Raw genomic sequence first — 19072 nt, forward strand, 5'->3', positions numbered from 1 at the left:
TTAAAAATAAGAATTATCTAAAAACAAAATTCTCCTACCTAGTCCACACCAAGTAGGAGAAATGCAAAATTTTAAAGATTTTCAAAGGCCGTCATGCCACCTTGAACATTGATGACCTTGTATCCATACTCCTCCAAGAACTGGCAAGCACGAGTTGACCTCATCCCAGATTTACAAATGACATAATGCAAGAGGTCCTTGTCCAACTGATCATAAGTATCAGCCAATTGACTAAGCGGTAAGTTGTGTGCACCTTCTAAATGAAGCGTCTCGAACTCTTCTACTTCTCTCACGTCTAAGACTGAAAGGGATTCTTTCTGATAGAGCTGGTAAAATTCATCGAAGGCTATTTCTTTCATTCTTTTTCTCCTAAAATCGTTTTAATTCTTTTTTTCAAATCTGGCACTACTTCTGACTCAAACCAAGGATTCTTAGCCATCCAGATTTGATTACGTGGTGACGGGTGCACCAGAGGGAAAAATTCTGGTAGATAGTCTTTGTAGTGTTTCACCCGCTCTGTCACCTTGCCACTAACTTTCTCCTGTAAATAATAGGCTTGGGCATATTGCCCAATCAAGAGAGTTAATTGAATATCGGGCAACTCTTGCAAGAGTTGTGGGTGCCATTTTTCGGCAAAGCCTTTACGGGGTGGAAGGTCGCCTGATTTGCCATGTCCTGGGAAATAAAAATCCATGGGAATAACTGCAAACAAGCCCGAATTGTAAAATGTATCTTCATCTACACCTAGCCACTCACGCAGCCGATCACCACTCTTATCCTTCCAATAAATCCCAGCTTCTTGCGTTTTAAACCCCGGAGCTTGACCGACAATATTGATGCGAGCAGTTTTTGGCGCCGCAAAGAGAGGTTCGATTCCACGTTCTGTGTAGCTGGCATTCTGCGGATCCGCCATAATGGCTTGCTTGATTCTTTCGATTTGAGACATCTGTTTTCCCTCCAAAAAGAAGTCTAAGCATAAAATCTCAGACTTCTATCGTTTTATTTGATCAATTCATAGATAGCTTCTGCATAGATTGCTGCTGCTCGGAAGAGATCGTCCAAGGCGATAAATTCATTGGCTTGGTGCATAGTGTCAATTGAGTCTGGGAACATCGCACCGTAGGCAACCCCACGTTCTAGCAAACGACCAAAGGTACCACCACCGATGACTTGTTCGTGACCTTTAAGACCAGTTTGTTTTTCATAGACATTCAACAAGGTTTGCACAAGTGGATCTTCCATCGGTACATAGTGAGGTGTATGACCATGGGCAGAGAGGCTAACAGAAGCAACTGGCAAGTTTTCAAGGATTGACTTGATTTGCTCTGGGCTTGTTCCTTTTGGATAACGGAAGTTGAGGGCAATGGTATTGTCAGCACTTGCTTCGTCAAAGCGGAAGACACCCGCATTCATAGAAAGGGCACCCATTTTTTCATCCACATGAGCAACCTTGAGATTTTCACCCTCATGGTCATTCAAGAGAATCTTACCAGCAATGTCGAGGTAGTCTTTGGCTGGTCCAGCAAAGTCAAATTGGCTGAGGAAGAATGCTAGGTAAGTAGCCCCATTGACACCTGAAGCAGGCATAGCACCATGGGCAGATTTACCAATCACAGTCACCTTGTACTGACCGTTTTCTTCTTGGAGTTCTCCTCTAAGTTTGTGCTCTGCAACAAAGGCATCTAGTTTAGCTTGCAAGTCAGCTAAGACACCTGAAACGACTGCTGTTGCTGATTCAGGTACCATGTTTTCACGCAAACCACCTGTAAAGCTGTGAAGACGAGCAGCACCTGCATTTTCACCTGCAAAGTGAAGGTATTCTGTGATATTTCCTTTTTCACCATTGATGATAGGGAATTCAGCGTCTGGAGAGAAGCCAAAGTCTGGTTTTGCAAGTCCTACATGTTCAAAGTAGTAGTCCATATCTGCCCAGCCTGATTCTTCGTCTGTTCCGACAATAAAACGAACTTTCTTAGAAGTTGGAAGACCCAATTCTTTGATGATTTTCAAACCATAGTAACAAGCTGTTGTAGGTCCCTTGTCATCTGAAGCTCCGCGCGCATAAAGGCGACCATCTTTGATAGTTGGTGTATAAGGGTCCGTGTCCCAACCGCTACCAGCTGGCACCACGTCCATGTGAGCAAAGATTCCGAGAACTTCTTCTCCTTCACCAAACTCAAAATGTCCTGCGTAGTTATCAACATTTTTAGTTGGATAGCCATCGCGGTCTGCTATTTCAAGGAATTTCTCCAAAGCTTTTACTGGACCAGGTCCAAAGGGATGCTGCGCATCTGCCTTGCTATCATCACGTTCTGAGTTGATTTCCAAAAGGCTAAACAAGTCAGCCAAGAGGTCTTCTTTGCGTTTTTCTACTTCTGCTGTAAAATCAATTGCTGTCATTTTTTCTTCCTTCTATCTTTTCTCTATGATTTCATCTACTGGCAAGCGGTAGCTTGGTTCTAATTTCTCGTCTGTGTAACCCACTGTAATCAAGAGTTCTGGGCGGAAACGGTCTTCAATGTCCAAAACTTCGTTGGCTTTTGATTTGTCAAATCCAAGGATAATGTTAGAACCGATTCCTTGGTCTGTAAGAGCCAGAACCAAGTTCATGGCAACCAAACCTGCATTGAGGGCTAGGTAGTCGCTAACTTGTTGTTCACTGTAACGCGCAAACTCGGCAGGCAAATTCTTCATGAAATATTGAAGTTGCTCTTCTGAGAAATTCTTTGCGCCACCAACACGGGCAATCTTGCGGGCACGTTTGGCAAGATCTGTATCTGTAAACAAGGCAATGGTCACTGGCGCTGATGATACCTGCTCAAAGTTCGAACCATAAGCTAATTTTGCCAATTCAGCATTTTTCTCACGAACAACCACAAACTTCCATGGCTGGCTATTGTGGGCACTTGGGGCCAAGGTTGCGATTTCGATAGCCGTACGCACATCTTTGGGATCTACCGGTTTATCAGTAAAATGCTTGGTCGCATGACGTTTTTTATTTAATTCAAGAAATTTCATAATCGATTTCCTTTTCTAATTCTACTGCTTCCATTCTACCATAATTTGAAAGAGCTTGCAGAGATTTTTCATAGAGTTAGTACTTCTTTCAAACTCTCTACTATCCACTTGTAGCTTTTTATGTAGGTATCGTTTTGGATTTAAACAAATCAAAAAGCAGGTGATAATTCACCTACTTTCTCATATTATTGACCAGATGTGTATGGAGCAACTGCTTTATACGCTGACTCCAGTGCTTTCTTCATTGTATCACGTCCAGTTTTCAACTGTTGAACAAATAGAGTACGAGTTTGTTCTGGCACTACTGTATCATCAGAACCAATACTTGAAAGACTTTCGTTAAATGACTCTCTTACAGTCTCCATAGACTTAAGTGCGGGTTCAACTTGGGCGTTATATGCTTCTTTTCCACTCTCTGGAATTTTTTCTCCAATTTCAACTGCATGCTTTTTATAATTGTCAACTAGTTTACCAAAAACTTTCTTCACATCTCCAACAGTTTTAGCATTGTCAATTTCTTCATCAGTGATCAAAACAACCTCATTATTTTCTGTCTTTGAACTAGACGTTGTTGATGAGGTCTCTGAAGAAGTTTGCTCTACAGAACTTGAATTTTTAGTTGAAGAATCAGACGTTGTTTTCCCTGAACATGCTGCTAAAACAACAACAGATAAAAGAGCCATACTGGCTGTAATAATTTTCTTCATAATGTTCTCCTTTTTATTAAGAATTAAGTCCATTCTATAACAAAATAATTTCAATGTCAAACTTTAGCTAAACCATCTTTTCTAAGCAATTCGACTACAAACCTCACTTCCAAATAAGAGCGTCCATTTTATTTCTAACTTTACAAAAAATCAAAATAATCCTTCACATCCTCTACATACCCATGCTTTTCAATTAAACTAGCTAAGAGTTCTAGATTGTGCCCCCGATAGTTGTCATCTCGACGTAGTTCTTCATACATTTCGATAAAAGGAAGCCCCTTGGACTTGGCCAATTCTAACTCCGCTTCATAATCATAAGAAACTTTTCGAAATAGGATATTGACCAACTCCCCATCTTCTACTTCTATCACGGCATACTGAGCACGGTGATTTTTTAACTTTTCCCAATTAAAATAGGGCATGCCTATCGTACCTGGATTGATGATTTGTTGCCCTTGACTTCCATAACGAAGCAACTGCTTGTGGACATGACCATAGACTGCCACGTCCGTTTCCTCATCTAGGAGTTGGTCAAATTTTTCTGTATCATTCCCAACCAACAAGTCACCACCATAGTTCTTATTTGGCAAATTATGAGAAAGAGAAAAGCGCAGTCCATCAACTTCTTTCTTTTCTAGCATAGGTAAGTTTCGTAGCCAGACAATCGTTTCAGGATCCATTCGCTCCATCAAAAACTGGGTCATTCGCATGAGCTGGATGTCTTGCGGATTTTCCAAACCGTATTCCCCATCCAAGGCCTCAAGGACACAATCATCCCAATTTCCTCGAACACTTGCTGTGATAGGAAGGTCCTTTAGCAGGGCGACCAAGTCATTTGCACCGGGACCGGGAAGAAAAATATCTCCCAGAAGCCAATATTCTGTCGCCTCCAGCTTTCTAGCATCTGCAATCACTGCTTCTAAGGCTGTCGCATTGCCATGAATATCTGATAAAATTGCAATTTTATGGTTCATAATGATTTTCCTTTTTCTATTTCATCTAGCCAATTGTGAAACTCCCAACGAAGAGGAGCTTCCTTGCCTATTCTTTGCCTCAAATGTTCTTGATATTGAAGATAGAAAGCGTAATCTCCCCAACTACTCCACACTTGAGAAGGTTTTGGGATACACAACTGTTTTTTAGCCCTCTCTAACACGATGTTATCTATCGGTACGTGTAAAAAAAGAAAAACGGAGTCTAGGGTTACAGCTTCAAGCATATACAGATACTTGAACGTCATATTAATCCACTTTTGAGCATGACCATAAGTGAATCGAATCCCATTTGAGCGATAGCAATCTATCAGAACATCACAAGTCCTATGATGCCAACTATCAAAATCAGTTTGACACAGCTTATCCCGATTCAAGAGATTTAAAATCGCTTCTTTGATACACTTAGAGGCCCGATTTCTCATCTCCAAGCGCTGTTCATCTGGCATGCCATGAAATCGCAAGGTTCGATTAAAATCAAGATAGGCTCGAGTAGTTGCAGCTAAAAATAAATCTTTTGAATTCCCAAAGTAAGCAAATCGTAAAAAAAGGAGTATATCTCTGTCAATCTCAATCCTATTCATTTCTTCTACTTTCTATCTAGATACTTATTCCAATTCTTTTAATGGTTCTGCCACTTGAGCCAATTCCACTTCTTCCTGAGGGTTCAACTTTCTCTGCACAGCTTCTGCGACTACCCTCGGCACACCAACTTCGACAATTTCATCCACACTGGCTTCCTTGATTTTAGTGAGAGACTTGAAATGCTTCATGAGATTCTGCTTGCGTTTAGGTCCCAATCCTTCAATTCCATCCAGTTGTGATGAAAAGGAATTTTTCGAGCGCAGTTGGCGGTGAAAAGTGATAGCAAAGCGATGCACCTCATCTTGGATGCGTTGGAGGAGGAAAAATTCCTGAGAATTTCGGGATAACTCCACCACTTCCAGCGGATCTCCAAAGAGTAGCTCATGGGTTTGGTGCTTGTCATTCTTTTGCAGGCCTGCAATTGGGATATCCAAACCCAGCTCTTCTTGGATGACTTGCTTTGCGATATTGACTTGACCTTGTCCCCCATCAATGACAATCAAATCTGGCGGGGTTAAACCTTCTCGTTGTACTCGACCATAACGTCTGCGAATGACTTCACGCATACTGGCATAATCGTCTGGACCAACAACCGTTTTTATCTTGTACTTACGGTAATCCTTCTTACTCGGTTTGCCATTGACAAAGACTACCATAGCTGAAACAGGACTGGTTCCCATGATATTAGAGTTATCGAAGGACTCGATACGTACTGGGGTCGGGATTTGGAGCAAGCGTCCCAGATTTTCAATAGCCCCTTGGGTCTTTTCGACAGATTTTTCTAGCAGATTGAACTTCTGCTCCAGACTAACACGGGCATTCTTTATAGCCAAATTGACCAGTTGTTTTTTCTCTCCACGCTGAGGTTTAAGAATCTTGGTATCCACCAAGGCTTTGACAGCTTCTTCATCGATATCCTGCGGAATCAGCACCTCATTGGGAACCAGGTGGGATTTTTCTTGATAGAATTGTCCCACATAGGTCAAAAAATCCTCATCCGGATCATTGTAGTAAGGGAAGAGGTTGACGTCCCGCTCAATGAGTTTTCCCTGACGAACAAAGAAAACCTGGACACACATCCAACCCTTGTCCACATAGTAGCCAAAGACATCTCGATTTTGGAGATCCTTTGCCATAACCCGTTGCTTGGTCCGAAGCGTTCCAATGGCCTGAATCAGATCACGGTATTCCGCCGCACGTTCAAACTCCATACTTTGAGCTGCCTTTGCCATCTTGCCCTTGAGGTCATCGATAATTTTGTCATCCTGTCCTTTTAGGAAATCAGAAACCTCCTGAGCCATGGACTTGAAATAAGCCTCATCTTTCTTACAGATGGTGTGAGCCATACATTGGCCGATATGGTAATAAAAACAGACTTTAGACGGCGGATTGGTACATTTCCGAAAAGGGAAAATCCGATCCAGCAACCGCTTAATTTCATTGGCTGCCCCCACATCTGGATAAGGGCCAAAATAAAGACCACCGTCCTTCTTGACCTGACGGGTGATAATCAAGCGAGGATAACGCTCATTGGTGATTTTGATGAAGGGATAGGACTTATCATCCTTGAGCATGATATTGTATTTAGGCTTATTCTCCTTGATCAGGTTGATTTCTAGGAGAAGTGCCTCAATATTAGACTCAGTGACGATAAATTCAAAATCCACAATCTCAGACACCAGAGCCTCCGTCTTGGTATCATGACTTCCACGGAAATAGGACCGCACGCGATTGCGCAGATTTTTAGCCTTTCCTACATAGATAATAGTACCATTTTTATCCTTGTGAATGTAGCAACCAGGGCTGGTTGGTAAGAGCTCTAGTTTTGATTTGATCAAGTTGTTCATAGTTCCATTATAGCAAAAAGGCCGTAACAGGACGAACAAAAAGCCCCACCAATCACTTGTTGGAGAAGCTTTGATTTTATTTTAGATTGTACCAACTTCATCTAGTCGCTGCTGGTATAGAGTTCTTGAACAGCTGTCACATCCCGAGGCTGAATTCCATAGTAGGAACCTGCCGGCTGCATGACAGAAGTCTCGTTGGTATGATCCAATCCGATGGCATGCCCCAGCTCGTGCTCCGCCGTGTGCACAATCCGTTCATAAGAATATCCATAGTTTGGATTAGATAGATAATAGTGATTCAGGCGAACCGTTACAGATATAAATTGTTTGGTTAACAAATTGGTTTGACTCTCGGCTTGCCCAGCTACAGCTGTCGATCCATCATTCATCTCACTTGCCACAATATCTGCCTGACTAGAATCCGCTACCACCTCAAAGGTAAAGGCTCCCGTTTGATTCCAGTTTTTTATGGCTTCTGCATAGGCGCCTTGGAAGGTCTCATCCATTTGAGGCTCAATATAGATGCGAGCTGAGGCATGAGCCCACTTGCCTTCTGCATGTTGGTGACTGTCTGTCTGAGACAAGACTTCCAGCGTTCCCGTCTCTTTCCATTGATTCCAGCCACCTTGACCAATCTTGCTCATTTTTTCAACCTGATTGACCGCAGAATGAAAATCACCTGTCAGATACCAAAGCACTCCAAAGGCAATGAGCAGTAGAATGGCCACAGTCCAAACCAGACGCCAGAAGAAACGCCAAATTCCCAAAAGAAATCGGAACAATAATCGAATAATCCAGAACATGACGCTCCACCTTTCATAAAAATAAGAACCTATCTTGAAATCACATTCTCCTTGATCAAGATAGATTCTCCATTTTACTGAATAAAGCTGAAAGAAACCTAAAACTAAGATAAGCGTTCTTCCAAGACAAAGTCAATTGGTAGAGTAGCCAAAAAACGTTCCAATTGTTTTTCCCAGTAGTACCACTCGTGCTTACCTGGACTATGACTATAGGTCACCTCAAAACCAAGATTTTTGAGGTTTTTCACTGCGAGATTATTGGCAGAGTAAAGATAGTCTTGTTCCCCACACCAAGCCCATAGTTTGGTCTTTTTATCGGATTTTGTAGCCATGCTTTCAAGCGAATGAGGACTAGCTGTCCAGTCTTTGATTTCTCCAAAAACTCCTCGCCAGTAGGCAAGAGATTCCAGATCCTGGCTTTCAGGAGAGAATTCTTGAAAACTGAGCGCACCAGAAAAACTAGCCGCATGAGAAAAACGATTCGTCGATAGAGCGAGTTTGAAGGAGCCGTAGCCACCCATTGAGAGACCTGCAATGAAGGTCTTTTCGCGCTTGCTGGTCATATTGGGGAAGAAACGTTTCATGACTTGGGGGAGTTCTTCTGCTAAAGCTGTATAGTAGTTATAGCCATACTGAGTATCTGTATACCAGCCATTGCTAGTATTGGGCATGATAACAATGAGATTGGTTCCACGCAACAAGCGTTCGACATTGGTACGTTTGAGCCAGCTATTTTGATTTCCTGACATTCCGTGCAAAAGGTAAAGAACAGGAATATCTGCGCAATCTGGTTCAGTCACTCGACTGCCATCTGGATAGAGGACGGTAACACCCCACTCCATATCCAAAACTTCTGAGTAATACTCAATATTCATAACTGCCATGGTTGTCTCCTTTTACTATTCTATAAGAAAAAGCCGAATATCGACTTTTTCCGTAGGTATTCTGCTTATTATTTAGCTTCCATCACGACTGGCAAAATTGCTGGGCGACGTTTGGTTTGATCAAAGAGGTACTTGGTCAAATTGTCACGAACCTTCCCTTTGAGATCTGCCCAGTCAAAGTCATCCCCTTGAAGATACTCTTCTACCGTTTGGTTAATCAATTCGGAACTTTCACGGAGAATGTCGCGACTTTTCTTAAGGTAGATAAATCCACGCGTATGAACACGAGCCTTAGCCACAATTTTCTTCTCACGACGGTTAACAGTGATAGCCACGATAAAGATCCCATCCTCTGACAAGACCTTACGGTCGCGAAGAACGACATTCCCAACATCACCAATGGCATTTCCATCAATCATGACATCACCTGCAGAAACTGCTCCAGCTGGGACGAAGTCTCCATGTTCATAGGACATGATCGTTCCCTTTTTAGGGATGAAAATGCGCTCTGGCAACATTCCAACTGCCATGGCAGCCTTGGCATGCGCATCCAACTCACGGTACTCCCCTTGGACAGGAAAAAGATATTTCGGTTGCAAAAGATTGATCATCAACTGCAAATCACGCGCATTTCCGTGTCCTGATACTCGCAAACTCTGGGTAATGAGTTTTACCACACCACCAGCTTGGTAAATCATATTTTCAACGCGAGCCACAACTGCTTCTTTGGCGGTGGATGGAGTTGTTACAATATAAACCAAGTCCCCATCCTTGATTTCTACATAACGGTGGCGCCCAACGGACATCTTGCGAAGTCCATTGATGGGTTCACCCATACGACCTGTCTCTAGGATAATCAACTCATGGTCTTCAAAACGAGACATTTCTTTCGGTTTTATCAAAAGGCTTTCATTAGCTAGAGACAATTTTTTGAGACGAATCGCTGTACGGACGATATTTTCAACATCAAATCCAGTCAAAACGACTCGGCGGCCAGTCTCCGCAGCCGCATCAAAAACCTGCTGGATACGAGAAAGGTTGCTGGCAACCGCTGCAACGATGATACGACCGTCCCAGTCAGCGATAGTTTGGGTAATTTCATCCCCAACTTCACTCTCGCTCGCCACCTGGATATTGCTGTCTGCATTTGCAGAATCACTGAGAAGTGCCAAGACACCATCACGGCCGATTTCGGCTAAACGCGCAAAATCCGTCGCATAGGATTCACTAGCCGTCTGGTCAAATTTGAAGTCGCCTGTGTAAACAATGTTCCCTTTTGGTGTTTTTAACACAACTCCCAGACTTTCTGGGATAGAGTGAGTCGTACGGAAGAAGGAAACAACCGTTCCCCCAAAGTCAATCTCCGTGTTTTCATCAATGATATGGAAGTCATTGAATTTCTTAACCGTATCATTTCCTTTGACAAAGAGTTTCGCCAACTCGATAGTCAACTCAGAGCCAAACACAGGCACCTTAGCCTCTGCCAAGAGATAAGGCAGGGCACCAATGGCATCCGCATGCCCGTGAGTCAAGAAGACCCCTGCGATACGGTCGCTATTTTCAAAAAGGTAGTCCATGTTTGGAATGACGACATCAACCCCTAGTTGTTCATTTTCAGGGTATTTAAGCCCTGCATCCAAAACAAAGATAGATTCATCGATTTCAGCAATGTACATATTTTTCCCATTTTCTCGTACACCACCTAGTGTTGTTAAACTGATATTACTCATTTTCCCTCCGAAACTTAATTATCTTGATTATAGGGTAGGTTTACCCTCTTATTCTAAAAGTTCTAAAACTTTCAGCCGAATCTTTTCCTACCATTATACCATTTTTTTGATGATTTTCAAAACGAAGATTTGTTTTCAAAAAAGAGCTGGTTACCCAACTCTTTCCTAACTTCTACTATTTCTCCATTAAAAAGTCATATATTTCTTGCACGGTACCCAGCGCCATCATTTCTTGGTCTTTAACGGTCTGTTTGAGATTTTGGTAAATCTGACTTTCAGCAATTTCCCTTTTCGGCGCTTCTTTATTGACTGTCATGACACCATCTTTGATCGTCACAAAGCCCAGCTCTTCAAAGACTTGGATCATCTTGACCAGCAAGATTTGTTGGATATTGAGATAAGCCGCTAAATCTTTCAACTTGTAGCGAATATCAAACTCTGGGAACTGGTAAATAGTCTTGTACAATTTTGCAAACTGTTCTCTAGTTCCATAACCTGTCAGATAGTAGGCCTTGTCGATGTCGTTTTTGAAATAGACAGCAGAGAAATGTTGTTCCTGAAAAATGGTCTTCAGCAGGGTCATATCCTCAGGAATTGTTTTCACAACAACCGCGTCACTAGTCGCTAGATCTGGCAACTCACCAGAAAAATCCAAGACTGGAACCCCTTCTGGCAAGACTGCATTCTTCCCACGAATGTTAAAGAGTTGAACGCCTTCCACACGCGCATCCACCATCATCAACTGGAGAGCAGTTTGGCCATTCCATTGATTGACAGACAAGGTGACTGCCAATTCTAGGTTTTTTGTTTGAGCAAATTCTGTCGCCCATCTACCTTGTCCAAAGGCCACCACTTCGAAACTCGCCTCACCCTTGGAAATTTTTAGTTTGAGGTGGGCATTGCCTGCTCCCATGGTACGAGCACTTTCGACATGAAAATCCTTGATATAAAAGACAGGTTTCTGATTATCCATCCCAAAGGGTGCCAAGCGTTCAAAGCTTTTAACCGTTTCCAAGCTAAGCGACTCCAAGTCTAGCTCTTCATCTAGATTTAACTTATTCTTACCACTAGCATCTGCGCCTTTTTCACGGATATAGTCTTCCAAAACCTGAGATAAATCTGAAAGTTTCTCCACTTCCAGCGTCATTCCTGCTGCACCAGCATGGCCACCAAAGGCGATAAAGAGGTCGCGATGGGGATCTAAGGCTTCAAAAATATCGACCGCTTCCACACTACGAGCGCTACCTTTGGCACGACCATCTTCTATATTAAGAACAATAACTGTCTGCCCTAGCTCTTCCAACAAACGACCAGCAACGATACCCAGAACGCCAGGATTCCAGCCTTCCTTGGCCAAGACCTGGACCTTCTTCTCAGGATCCACCATGGTCTTAGCTTCTTCATAGATTGACTGGACGATTTCCTTACGTTCTTCATTTTTCTGGTGAATCATGAGGGCAATCTCATGTGCTTCCTCGTCGTCAAACCCAGTCAACAAATCAATGGCAGGATTGGGATCATCCAAGCGCCCCAAGGCATTTAAACGAGGGGCAATCTGGAAACCAACCGTTTCTTCTGTTACTTCATTAGCAGCAATCCCAGCCATATCCAGCATTTCTTGTAGGCCAATACGCTGAGTATGCCCCAGCATTTCCAGACCATATTGAACCATGATACGGTTTTCATCTGTCAAGCTCACCATATCTGCAATGGTACCGATAGCGACCAAATCAAGCAATTCCACTTGCACTTCTTCTAAAAGGGCGCAAGCCAGCTTGAAAGCCACTCCACAACCAGCTAAACATTTGAAGGGATAGTCCGCATCTGGATGCTCAGGGTGAACAATCGCATAGGCATCAGGAAGGGTTTCCGGCATGGAATGGTGGTCAGTCACAATGACATCCGCTCCCATAGACTGGGCCAATTCAATGGCCTCGTGACCTGCAACCCCATTATCCACTGTCACAATCAGGGAAATTCCCTCTTGCTCGATAAAGTATTTATAGACACTGGCATTGGGACCATAGCCATCGGTAAAACGGTTGGGCAAGTAAACTCGGCACTCCGCGCCAAGCTGTTCCAAACTTTCCTTCACAATCGAAGCTGAAGTCATACCATCCGCATCATAGTCTCCATAGACGAGAATATTCTCCCCTTCTTCAATGGCCTGACGAATCCGTTCTACTGCCTTATCCATATCATGGAGCAGATAAGGGTCATGTAAATCCTCTAAAGAAGGTTCTAAAAACTTCTTCAGACTTTCTTCATCCTGAATCCCTCTTTCAAATAATAACCGAGCCACCTCAGGACCCAGTCCAGCCTTCTTGGCTATCTTTGTAAAATCCGCATCTTCAACCTGCGGGGCGAACTGCCATTCATAAGTAGGAGTTATCAAAAAAACATCCACTCTTTCTAAGAATTCTATCGTTTCATTATAACATGATTTAGGCATTTTCTCTATCCAGATTGCTTTTTTATAACATTTTAGTGAATTTTTTTCAGATATGATTTGACAAGAACACTCTTTTGTTGTAGAATCATGTTATAAAATCTAACACAAAGGAGATCTCTCATGGCTTTAGTAGAATTTAAAAACGTCGAAAAATATTACGGAGACTATCACGCACTCCGCGACATCAATCTCCGTTTTGAAAAAGGACAAGTTGTTGTCCTGCTTGGACCTTCTGGCTCTGGGAAGTCCACTCTTATCCGTACGATTAATGGTTTAGAGGCTGTTGACAAAGGAAGTCTCCTAGTCAATGGACACCAAGTAGCAGGTGCTAGTCAGAAAGATTTAGTTCCTCTTCGTAAGGAAGTCGGCATGGTTTTTCAACATTTTAATCTTTATCCACACAAAACAGTGTTAGAAAATGTAACACTCGCACCCATAAAAGTTCTAGGAATTGATAAAAAAGAAGCTGAAAAAACAGCCCAAAAATATCTGGAATTTGTAAACATGTGGGACAAGAAAGATTCTTATCCGGCCATGCTATCTGGTGGACAAAAACAACGGATTGCCATTGCACGCGGACTCGCTATGCATCCAGAGCTACTTCTCTTTGATGAGCCAACATCTGCCCTTGACCCTGAGACTATCGGTGATGTACTAGCAGTTATGCAAAAACTGGCGCATGATGGGATGAACATGATCATCGTTACCCACGAAATGGGCTTTGCCCGTGAAGTTGCGGACCGCATCATCTTTATGGCCGACGGAGAAGTTTTGGTGGATACGACAGATGTCGATGACTTTTTCGACAATCCAAGCGAACCTCGTGCCCAACAATTCCTCAGCAAAATTATCAACCACGAAAGTGACAAAGTCAAATAAGGAGGCGCCTATGAAAAAGAAATTCTTTTTATCCGCATTATTGATTAGCCTTTTCAGCCTTGCTGCTGCCAAACCAGTTCAGGCTGATACCAGCATCGCAGACATTCAAAAAAGAGGCGAATTAGTTGTCGGTGTCAAACAAGACGTTCCGAATTTTGGCTACAAGGATCCCAAGACAGGAACTTATTCTGGTATCGAAACGGACCTGGCCAAGATGATTGCAGATGAACTCAAGGTCAAGATTCGCTACGTTCCTGTTACCGCTCAAACACGTGGACCACTCCTAGACAATGAACAGGTCGACATGGATATCGCGACCTTTACCATCACAGAAGAACGTAAAAAACTCTACAACTTCACCAGTCCCTACTACACAGATGCTTCTGGCTTTTTGGTCAATAAGTCTGCCAACATCAAAAGCATTGAGGACCTAAATGGTAAAACCATCGGAGTTGCCCAAGGTTCCATTACTCAACGCCTGATTACCGAACTAGGTAAAAAGAAAGGTCTGAAATTTAAGTTTGTAGAACTTGGTTCCTACCCAGAATTGATTACTTCCCTCCATGCTCACCGTATTGATGCCTTTTCCGTGGACCGCTCTATCCTGTCTGGCTACATTAGTAAACGGACAGAACTGCTAGATGATAGTTTCAAGCCATCTGACTATGGTATTGTTACCAAGAAATCAAATACCGAGCTACACAACTATCTTGATACCTTGGTCACTAAATGGACCAAGGACGGTAGTTTGCAGAAACTCTATGACCGTTACAAGCTCAAACCATCTAGCCATACCGCAGATTAAGGAGGACACCCCATGACAAATTTATCATCTTGGACAGCCTATTTTCAGGATTTTGGACAATTTTTCAATGGTTTCCTCTTCACCCTTGCCCTAGCGATTGGTTCCTTTATCCTCGCCATGGTTTTAGGCATCTTCTTCGGGGCCATGTCAACCAGTAAACGCCCATTCTTGCGCGTTTTGGCTCGTATCTTTGTCGAATTTTATCAAAATACTCCCCTCTTGGTACAGTTTGTCATCGTCTTCTATGGTTTGCCTCTTATCAGTGAACACACCATCATGATTCCGATTTATTGGACAGCTGTTCTCTGCGTGGGACTCTATCACGGCGCTTATATCGCTGAGGTTATTCGTTCAGGGATTCAGTCTATTCCTAGTGGTCAGATGGAAGCTGCTCTCTCACAAGGATTTACCTATATCAGCGCCATGCGCTTGATTATCTTGCCTCAGGCTTTCCGCATCATTCTCCCACCTTTGACCAACCAAATCGTCAACCTCATCAAGAATACCTCTACAGTTGCCATCATCTCTGGAGTGGACTTGATGTTTGTGACTAAGTCTTGGTCGGCTCTAAACGGAAACTACATTCCAGCCTTTTTAGGTGCTGCTCTTCTCTACTTTGCCCTATGCTTCCCTGTTGCCCAGTTTGGTCGCAAGATGGAGCAAGCCAACAAAAAAGCCTATTCACTTTAGGAGGTTACTATGGAATCTATTTTAGAAGTTTTGACCCCAGATAACCTAATCTTTATCTTTAAAGGATTTGGCTTAACCCTCTACATTTCTCTGATTGCTATCGTCCTATCAACCCTTATCGGAACAGTACTAGCTGTCATGAGAAATGGAAAAAATCCCGTCTTACGAATCATCTCCAGCATTTATATCGAGTTTGTACGTAATGTTCCCAACCTCCTCTGGATTTTCACCATCTTTTTGGTGTTTAAGATGAAGTCCACACCAGCTGGTATTACAGCCTTTACCCTCTTTACCTCAGCAGCCTTGGCTGAGATTATCCGGGGCGGTCTCAATGCCGTGGACAAGGGCCAGTACGAAGCAGGAATGTCGCAAGGATTCACCTCTGCGCAAATCCTCTACTACATCATTCTCCCACAAGCGATCCGCAAAATGCTGCCAGCTATCATTTCTCAGTTTGTAACTGTGATTAAGGATACCAGCCTTCTCTACTCTGTTATCGCTCTACAGGAACTCTTTGGCGCCAGCCAAATTCTCATGGGACGCTATTTCGAACCAGAGCAGGTCTTCAGTCTTTATATCCTGATTGCCTTGATTTACTTTATCTTTAACTTTGCCATTTCTAGCCTGTCTCATAAGCTAGCAAAACGTTGGCAACAAGCCGCAGAATAAAAACGAAATGTGAACTCAAAACAAGGGTTCACATTTTTATATTTTCATTCAGGCGGATTGTCCCAATAATCGTCAACATCATAGCCAATCATAATAAATCCAACAGGAATTTCACCATCATAGGTACCAAACGGAAATAAAAATTTATTTTGCTACTCTGATACCTATAATTTTGGTATTTCCCATACATTTTTTCCATATGAAACACTGTTCTAACAGCTCCACAACTTTTAATTCTTTATCAGTACCATTTTCTATTGGATTTTCTCCGACAAAATACGGTCACTTAATGTATTCAATTTTATAAATCAATTCTTTCGAAGTCTTTTATAGCTTTCTGATAAGAAAACCAGGTGCATAAGTTAAATATGGCAACACCAAAAAGTAATATTACTATCTGTGGTACGTTCAAATTTGAAGAATCATTCAAACTTTCTAATCCAGGAATATGGTGTAATATCTCTCCCATGAATATTATGACAGTTGTGACTGCGCAGAATAGGATAAAAGGCTTCCCAATCTTATAAGCTGTTTTAAAAAAGCCTCCAAGAAAAACACTGTTAAAGTTTGCAAATACAAGCATTATATAGCCAAGATATGCAGCATTTGCATTCATCAACGGATTTGTCACATACGGTGTGGCATCTCCTAAGAGTCTCATCCGAATAATCGTCAGAAAAAGACATAATATGAAAGCTATGCACTCGATAGATAAAACAAATAAATATTTAGCCGTAACCACATCTTGTTTTCTAACTGGCAACATGACCGTGTAGGTGATGTCATCACATTCTCGGACTTGTTGATAAGTATAAAAAATACCAAGACAGATAAAAAAGGAACTGACAAGAATGGGATACCTTGGAATCATCGTAATAGCTGAAAAAGTTATAAACCAATAACTCAAAGGATTTGCTGTTAGTTTCATTTCTTTATAGAGAAGTTTTCTCATCACAAATTCACCTCTTCCCTTTCAATATGCACCATAATATCTTCAAGTGTGGATTTCTGCCCCATTTCTTTCGTGTAATGACTGATAAAATCCTCTTTTCTCTCAGATAAAAGCAATTCACCATTTTTTATATAAGTAATAGTATCTGCACACTTCTCTAAATCACTAGTAATATGAGTAGAAAACAAGATTGCTACCCCTTTTTCTGCTAGTTTTCGAAAGATTTCATTCATCTCATCTCTAGATACTGGATCAAGTCCACTAGTTGGCTCATCTAAAATCAAAAGCTTAGCATGATGAGAAAGAGCTAAAGTAAGATAAAATTTTACTTTCATCCCCTCAGACAGTTCCATAATTTTCTTATTTTCATCAAGCTTAAATGCATCAAGATAATGACGATACGATTCATCATCCCAGTTATCATAAAAAATACGAGTAATGGCGACAATATCCTTTAATTTTTTTCTTTTATAATAATTGGTTCCTCCCACTGCATAACCAATTCGTTGTTTGATTTCATCTTCATTATCCAGATAATCCATTCCAAGAATACGGACATTCCCTGCATCTGGATGAACAAGATTTAGAATGGATTTAATCGCTGTAGTCTTACCTGCTCCATTCCTACCGATAAATCCCATAACCTCACCTGATTTAATATGAAAACTTATAGGTTTCAATTCAAATGCTGAATATTTTTTTGTAATATCATTTACCTCTAAAACATACTTCATTTTATTCATCCTCCTTCTCTTCAAAAGCAATTTCCATCAAGTGTGCAAAGGCTCCCTTCGGCGGTATGGCAATTCCACGCTTTTCATCACCAAGAAGCAGAATCGTATCGCCAGGTTTGATATTAAAGACATCGCGCGCCTGTTTTGGTATTACTATTTGACCTTTTTCTCCAACTGTAGCTGTCCAAGCATATTTACCTTTCGGTGCTTTCATAACTGTTACCTCCTTTATGGTATGATTTGTATAACTAATTATACTAATTATACTACTTATCCTAAATAATACAAGTGCAAACTACATCCAGTTACCATCATAATAAAATGCTCGTAAAAATCTGTACCACTCATCCCAAAACTAAGAATCTTAGACACCTTAACCCTAACTTTTTGTAAGTGGTGCTTATTCATTAACTACTCTCTCTAGAAAATATGTGACTACAAACAAAATTGAGGATTAAAAAAATTCATAAGCACATTGATGCCATGAATCAAAAACAGCATTATTCTCTCCTATAAGAGAGGACACTCCTAAAATCAGGAAAGCGAAACTAAGATTTTTAAAAATATCTTATTGCAAACAAAAATATAATATGCTACAACGCTTTTGACAAAACGTGTCGAAAGGTAAAAAGATGGCAAAAATAATTGATTTAAAGCAAGAAAATATTCACAAAGTACGATCCTGTTTTTATCAAGGAGGAACATGGACCAAGAATCAGTTATCCTGTCAAACAGGGATTTCTCTGGCAGGAACTACCAATATCTTACAAATATTAGAGAATGATGTTAATGTTGCTTCTCTTGGTTATTGTAGTATTCACCCAGAATTCAGAACACTGGCCCTTCTCTACCAGCCAGATACAGATTTTGCCGGTTCTGGTATTATCATCAATAAAAGATTGCATCGTGGAAGAAATGGTTTTGCAGGGGAAGCCGGCTATCTCATGAATGGGTATAAACCTCCAAATCGCCAATCACGTTCAAATGACTTCACATTTCTTTTGTTAAATCCGATAACAGCACTAACACATCAGTCATTGCTCCGGATGCTATTGCATATTATTGTCCATCTTTACAAGAAAATATAAAAATTTCCGACACCTATCCTCCTAAAGAATTCCACCCAATCCTTGAAAGATTGACTGAAATAGACCCATTCATACTGAACGGAGTTCAATCAATTGGAAAAAACAAGATTCTAGAAATCAAAAGAAGAACAATCTGAAAAGGAGAATTAAATGATTTCGTTATTGTTGGCAGTCATCTATCTGGCCTTTATTAGTTTAGGCTTACCTGATGCTATTTTAGGAAGCGCTTGACCAAAT

At 41.6% G+C, this 19072-nt stretch carries 20 protein-coding genes; 5 read left to right on the plus strand and 15 right to left on the minus strand.

Annotated features, from left to right (window positions below; translation table 11 throughout):
* Positions 1 to 71 precede the first annotated feature (71 nt).
* From HMPREF1516_RS05270 to recJ, 12 genes are all read right to left on the minus strand, one after another.
* Positions 72 to 359, minus strand: a complete 288-nt coding sequence (locus HMPREF1516_RS05270) for a rhodanese-like domain-containing protein (protein ID WP_000658239.1) — start codon at positions 357 to 359, stop codon at positions 72 to 74.
* Entirely contained in the window at positions 356 to 946 is a 591-nt protein-coding gene (locus tag HMPREF1516_RS05275) for a uracil-DNA glycosylase family protein (RefSeq protein ID WP_033605964.1), read from the minus strand. The genes HMPREF1516_RS05270 and HMPREF1516_RS05275 overlap by 4 nt, the downstream gene beginning before the upstream one ends.
* 53 nt (positions 947 to 999) lie before the next feature.
* On the minus strand, positions 1000 to 2400 hold the full coding sequence (pepV, locus tag HMPREF1516_RS05280) for a dipeptidase PepV (protein WP_000125051.1): 1401 nt from the start codon (positions 2398 to 2400) through the stop codon (positions 1000 to 1002).
* A 12-nt stretch (positions 2401 to 2412) separates the two neighbouring features.
* Complete coding sequence (locus tag HMPREF1516_RS05285; RefSeq protein ID WP_000670152.1) at positions 2413 to 3018, minus strand: nitroreductase family protein; 606 nt, start codon at positions 3016 to 3018, stop codon at positions 2413 to 2415.
* Positions 3019 to 3203: 185 nt separating this feature from the next.
* Positions 3204 to 3725, minus strand: coding sequence for a hypothetical protein (locus tag HMPREF1516_RS05290; RefSeq protein WP_000720914.1), 522 nt, complete (start codon positions 3723 to 3725; stop codon positions 3204 to 3206).
* A 140-nt stretch (positions 3726 to 3865) separates the two neighbouring features.
* Entirely contained in the window at positions 3866 to 4699 is an 834-nt protein-coding gene (locus HMPREF1516_RS05295; protein WP_001015759.1) for a metallophosphoesterase family protein, read from the minus strand.
* Entirely contained in the window at positions 4696 to 5301 is a 606-nt protein-coding gene (locus tag HMPREF1516_RS05300; RefSeq protein ID WP_033605965.1) for a hypothetical protein, read from the minus strand. Before HMPREF1516_RS05300 ends, HMPREF1516_RS05295 begins: the two co-directional genes overlap by 4 nt.
* Positions 5302 to 5325: 24 nt before the next feature.
* Entirely contained in the window at positions 5326 to 7149 is a 1824-nt protein-coding gene (gene uvrC / locus HMPREF1516_RS05305) for an excinuclease ABC subunit UvrC (RefSeq protein WP_033605966.1), read from the minus strand.
* A 101-nt stretch (positions 7150 to 7250) separates the two neighbouring features.
* A complete protein-coding gene (locus HMPREF1516_RS05310) occupies positions 7251 to 7952 on the minus strand; it encodes a M57 family metalloprotease (protein ID WP_000498559.1) in 702 nt (233 codons plus the stop codon).
* 104 nt (positions 7953 to 8056) lie between these two features.
* Positions 8057 to 8836, minus strand: coding sequence for an alpha/beta hydrolase (locus tag HMPREF1516_RS05315; RefSeq protein WP_000290051.1), 780 nt, complete (start codon positions 8834 to 8836; stop codon positions 8057 to 8059).
* 68 nt (positions 8837 to 8904) lie between these two features.
* A complete protein-coding gene (locus tag HMPREF1516_RS05320) occupies positions 8905 to 10566 on the minus strand; it encodes a ribonuclease J (RefSeq protein WP_000065596.1) in 1662 nt (553 codons plus the stop codon).
* Between the two features lie 175 nt (positions 10567 to 10741).
* Positions 10742 to 12961: a single-stranded-DNA-specific exonuclease RecJ gene (gene recJ, locus HMPREF1516_RS05325; RefSeq protein WP_025169567.1), complete on the minus strand. Its 2220-nt coding sequence runs from the start codon at positions 12959 to 12961 to the stop codon at positions 10742 to 10744.
* Between the two features lie 177 nt (positions 12962 to 13138).
* Here recJ and HMPREF1516_RS05330 point away from each other — a divergent pair, with 177 nt between their 5' ends.
* The 4 genes from HMPREF1516_RS05330 to HMPREF1516_RS05345 are packed head-to-tail and all read left to right on the plus strand — an operon-like array spanning position 13139 to position 16061.
* Positions 13139 to 13897: an amino acid ABC transporter ATP-binding protein gene (locus HMPREF1516_RS05330; protein ID WP_001229587.1), complete on the plus strand. Its 759-nt coding sequence runs from the start codon at positions 13139 to 13141 to the stop codon at positions 13895 to 13897.
* 10 nt (positions 13898 to 13907) lie between these two features.
* Entirely contained in the window at positions 13908 to 14702 is a 795-nt protein-coding gene (locus HMPREF1516_RS05335; RefSeq protein WP_084647646.1) for a transporter substrate-binding domain-containing protein, read from the plus strand.
* 12 nt (positions 14703 to 14714) lie between these two features.
* Positions 14715 to 15392 carry an amino acid ABC transporter permease gene (locus tag HMPREF1516_RS05340; protein WP_033605967.1) on the plus strand — a complete coding sequence of 226 codons (678 nt, stop codon included), beginning with the start codon at positions 14715 to 14717 and terminating at the stop codon, positions 15390 to 15392.
* A gap of 9 nt (positions 15393 to 15401) precedes the next feature.
* On the plus strand, positions 15402 to 16061 hold the full coding sequence (locus HMPREF1516_RS05345; RefSeq protein WP_033605968.1) for an amino acid ABC transporter permease: 660 nt from the start codon (positions 15402 to 15404) through the stop codon (positions 16059 to 16061).
* A 301-nt stretch (positions 16062 to 16362) separates the two neighbouring features.
* Here the strand turns inward: HMPREF1516_RS05345 and HMPREF1516_RS05350 are convergent, their stop codons facing one another.
* From HMPREF1516_RS05350 to HMPREF1516_RS05360, 3 genes are read right to left on the minus strand one after another with little or no spacing between them, the layout of a single operon-like run.
* Complete coding sequence (locus HMPREF1516_RS05350; protein WP_033605969.1) at positions 16363 to 17013, minus strand: ABC-2 transporter permease; 651 nt, start codon at positions 17011 to 17013, stop codon at positions 16363 to 16365.
* The gene (locus tag HMPREF1516_RS05355; RefSeq protein WP_033605970.1) at positions 17013 to 17747 is read right to left on the minus strand and encodes an ABC transporter ATP-binding protein; all 735 of its coding nucleotides are present in this window, start codon (positions 17745 to 17747) and stop codon (positions 17013 to 17015) included. Before HMPREF1516_RS05355 ends, HMPREF1516_RS05350 begins: the two co-directional genes overlap by 1 nt.
* Position 17748: 1 nt before the next feature.
* Complete coding sequence (locus HMPREF1516_RS05360; protein WP_000646903.1) at positions 17749 to 17961, minus strand: AbrB/MazE/SpoVT family DNA-binding domain-containing protein; 213 nt, start codon at positions 17959 to 17961, stop codon at positions 17749 to 17751.
* Positions 17962 to 18379: 418 nt separating this feature from the next.
* On the opposite strand from HMPREF1516_RS05360, the gene HMPREF1516_RS05365 reads away from it, so the two are divergent.
* On the plus strand, positions 18380 to 18835 hold the full coding sequence (locus tag HMPREF1516_RS05365) for an ROK family protein (protein WP_002877424.1): 456 nt from the start codon (positions 18380 to 18382) through the stop codon (positions 18833 to 18835).
* Positions 18836 to 19072 lie beyond the last annotated feature (237 nt).

It is taken from the genome of Streptococcus sp. CM6, assembly GCF_000526095.1.
Classification (GTDB): Bacteria; Bacillota; Bacilli; order Lactobacillales; family Streptococcaceae; genus Streptococcus; species Streptococcus oralis_BW.

Excerpts from the sequence above, each read along its gene's own strand:
- HMPREF1516_RS05275 (WP_033605964.1), bottom strand. The coding sequence starts at position 946 with ATGTCTCAAATCGAAAGAATCAAGCAAGCCATTATGGCGGATCCGCAG.
- HMPREF1516_RS05345 (WP_033605968.1), top strand. The coding sequence starts at position 15,402 with ATGGAATCTATTTTAGAAGTTTTGACCCCAGATAACCTAATCTTTATC.
- HMPREF1516_RS05335 (WP_084647646.1), top strand. The coding sequence starts at position 13,908 with ATGAAAAAGAAATTCTTTTTATCCGCATTATTGATTAGCCTTTTCAGC.
- HMPREF1516_RS05340 (WP_033605967.1), top strand. The coding sequence starts at position 14,715 with ATGACAAATTTATCATCTTGGACAGCCTATTTTCAGGATTTTGGACAA.
- HMPREF1516_RS05320 (WP_000065596.1), bottom strand. The coding sequence starts at position 10,566 with ATGAGTAATATCAGTTTAACAACACTAGGTGGTGTACGAGAAAATGGG.
- HMPREF1516_RS05300 (WP_033605965.1), bottom strand. The coding sequence starts at position 5,301 with ATGAATAGGATTGAGATTGACAGAGATATACTCCTTTTTTTACGATTT.
- HMPREF1516_RS05285 (WP_000670152.1), bottom strand. The coding sequence starts at position 3,018 with ATGAAATTTCTTGAATTAAATAAAAAACGTCATGCGACCAAGCATTTT.
- HMPREF1516_RS05295 (WP_001015759.1), bottom strand. The coding sequence starts at position 4,699 with ATGAACCATAAAATTGCAATTTTATCAGATATTCATGGCAATGCGACA.
- HMPREF1516_RS05315 (WP_000290051.1), bottom strand. The coding sequence starts at position 8,836 with ATGGCAGTTATGAATATTGAGTATTACTCAGAAGTTTTGGATATGGAG.
- HMPREF1516_RS05365 (WP_002877424.1), top strand. The coding sequence starts at position 18,380 with ATGGCAAAAATAATTGATTTAAAGCAAGAAAATATTCACAAAGTACGA.
- uvrC (WP_033605966.1), bottom strand. The coding sequence starts at position 7,149 with ATGAACAACTTGATCAAATCAAAACTAGAGCTCTTACCAACCAGCCCT.
- HMPREF1516_RS05270 (WP_000658239.1), bottom strand. The coding sequence starts at position 359 with ATGAAAGAAATAGCCTTCGATGAATTTTACCAGCTCTATCAGAAAGAA.
- pepV (WP_000125051.1), bottom strand. The coding sequence starts at position 2,400 with ATGACAGCAATTGATTTTACAGCAGAAGTAGAAAAACGCAAAGAAGAC.
- HMPREF1516_RS05350 (WP_033605969.1), bottom strand. The coding sequence starts at position 17,013 with ATGAGAAAACTTCTCTATAAAGAAATGAAACTAACAGCAAATCCTTTG.
- HMPREF1516_RS05330 (WP_001229587.1), top strand. The coding sequence starts at position 13,139 with ATGGCTTTAGTAGAATTTAAAAACGTCGAAAAATATTACGGAGACTAT.
- HMPREF1516_RS05355 (WP_033605970.1), bottom strand. The coding sequence starts at position 17,747 with ATGAAGTATGTTTTAGAGGTAAATGATATTACAAAAAAATATTCAGCA.
- HMPREF1516_RS05360 (WP_000646903.1), bottom strand. The coding sequence starts at position 17,961 with ATGAAAGCACCGAAAGGTAAATATGCTTGGACAGCTACAGTTGGAGAA.
- HMPREF1516_RS05290 (WP_000720914.1), bottom strand. The coding sequence starts at position 3,725 with ATGAAGAAAATTATTACAGCCAGTATGGCTCTTTTATCTGTTGTTGTT.
- HMPREF1516_RS05310 (WP_000498559.1), bottom strand. The coding sequence starts at position 7,952 with ATGTTCTGGATTATTCGATTATTGTTCCGATTTCTTTTGGGAATTTGG.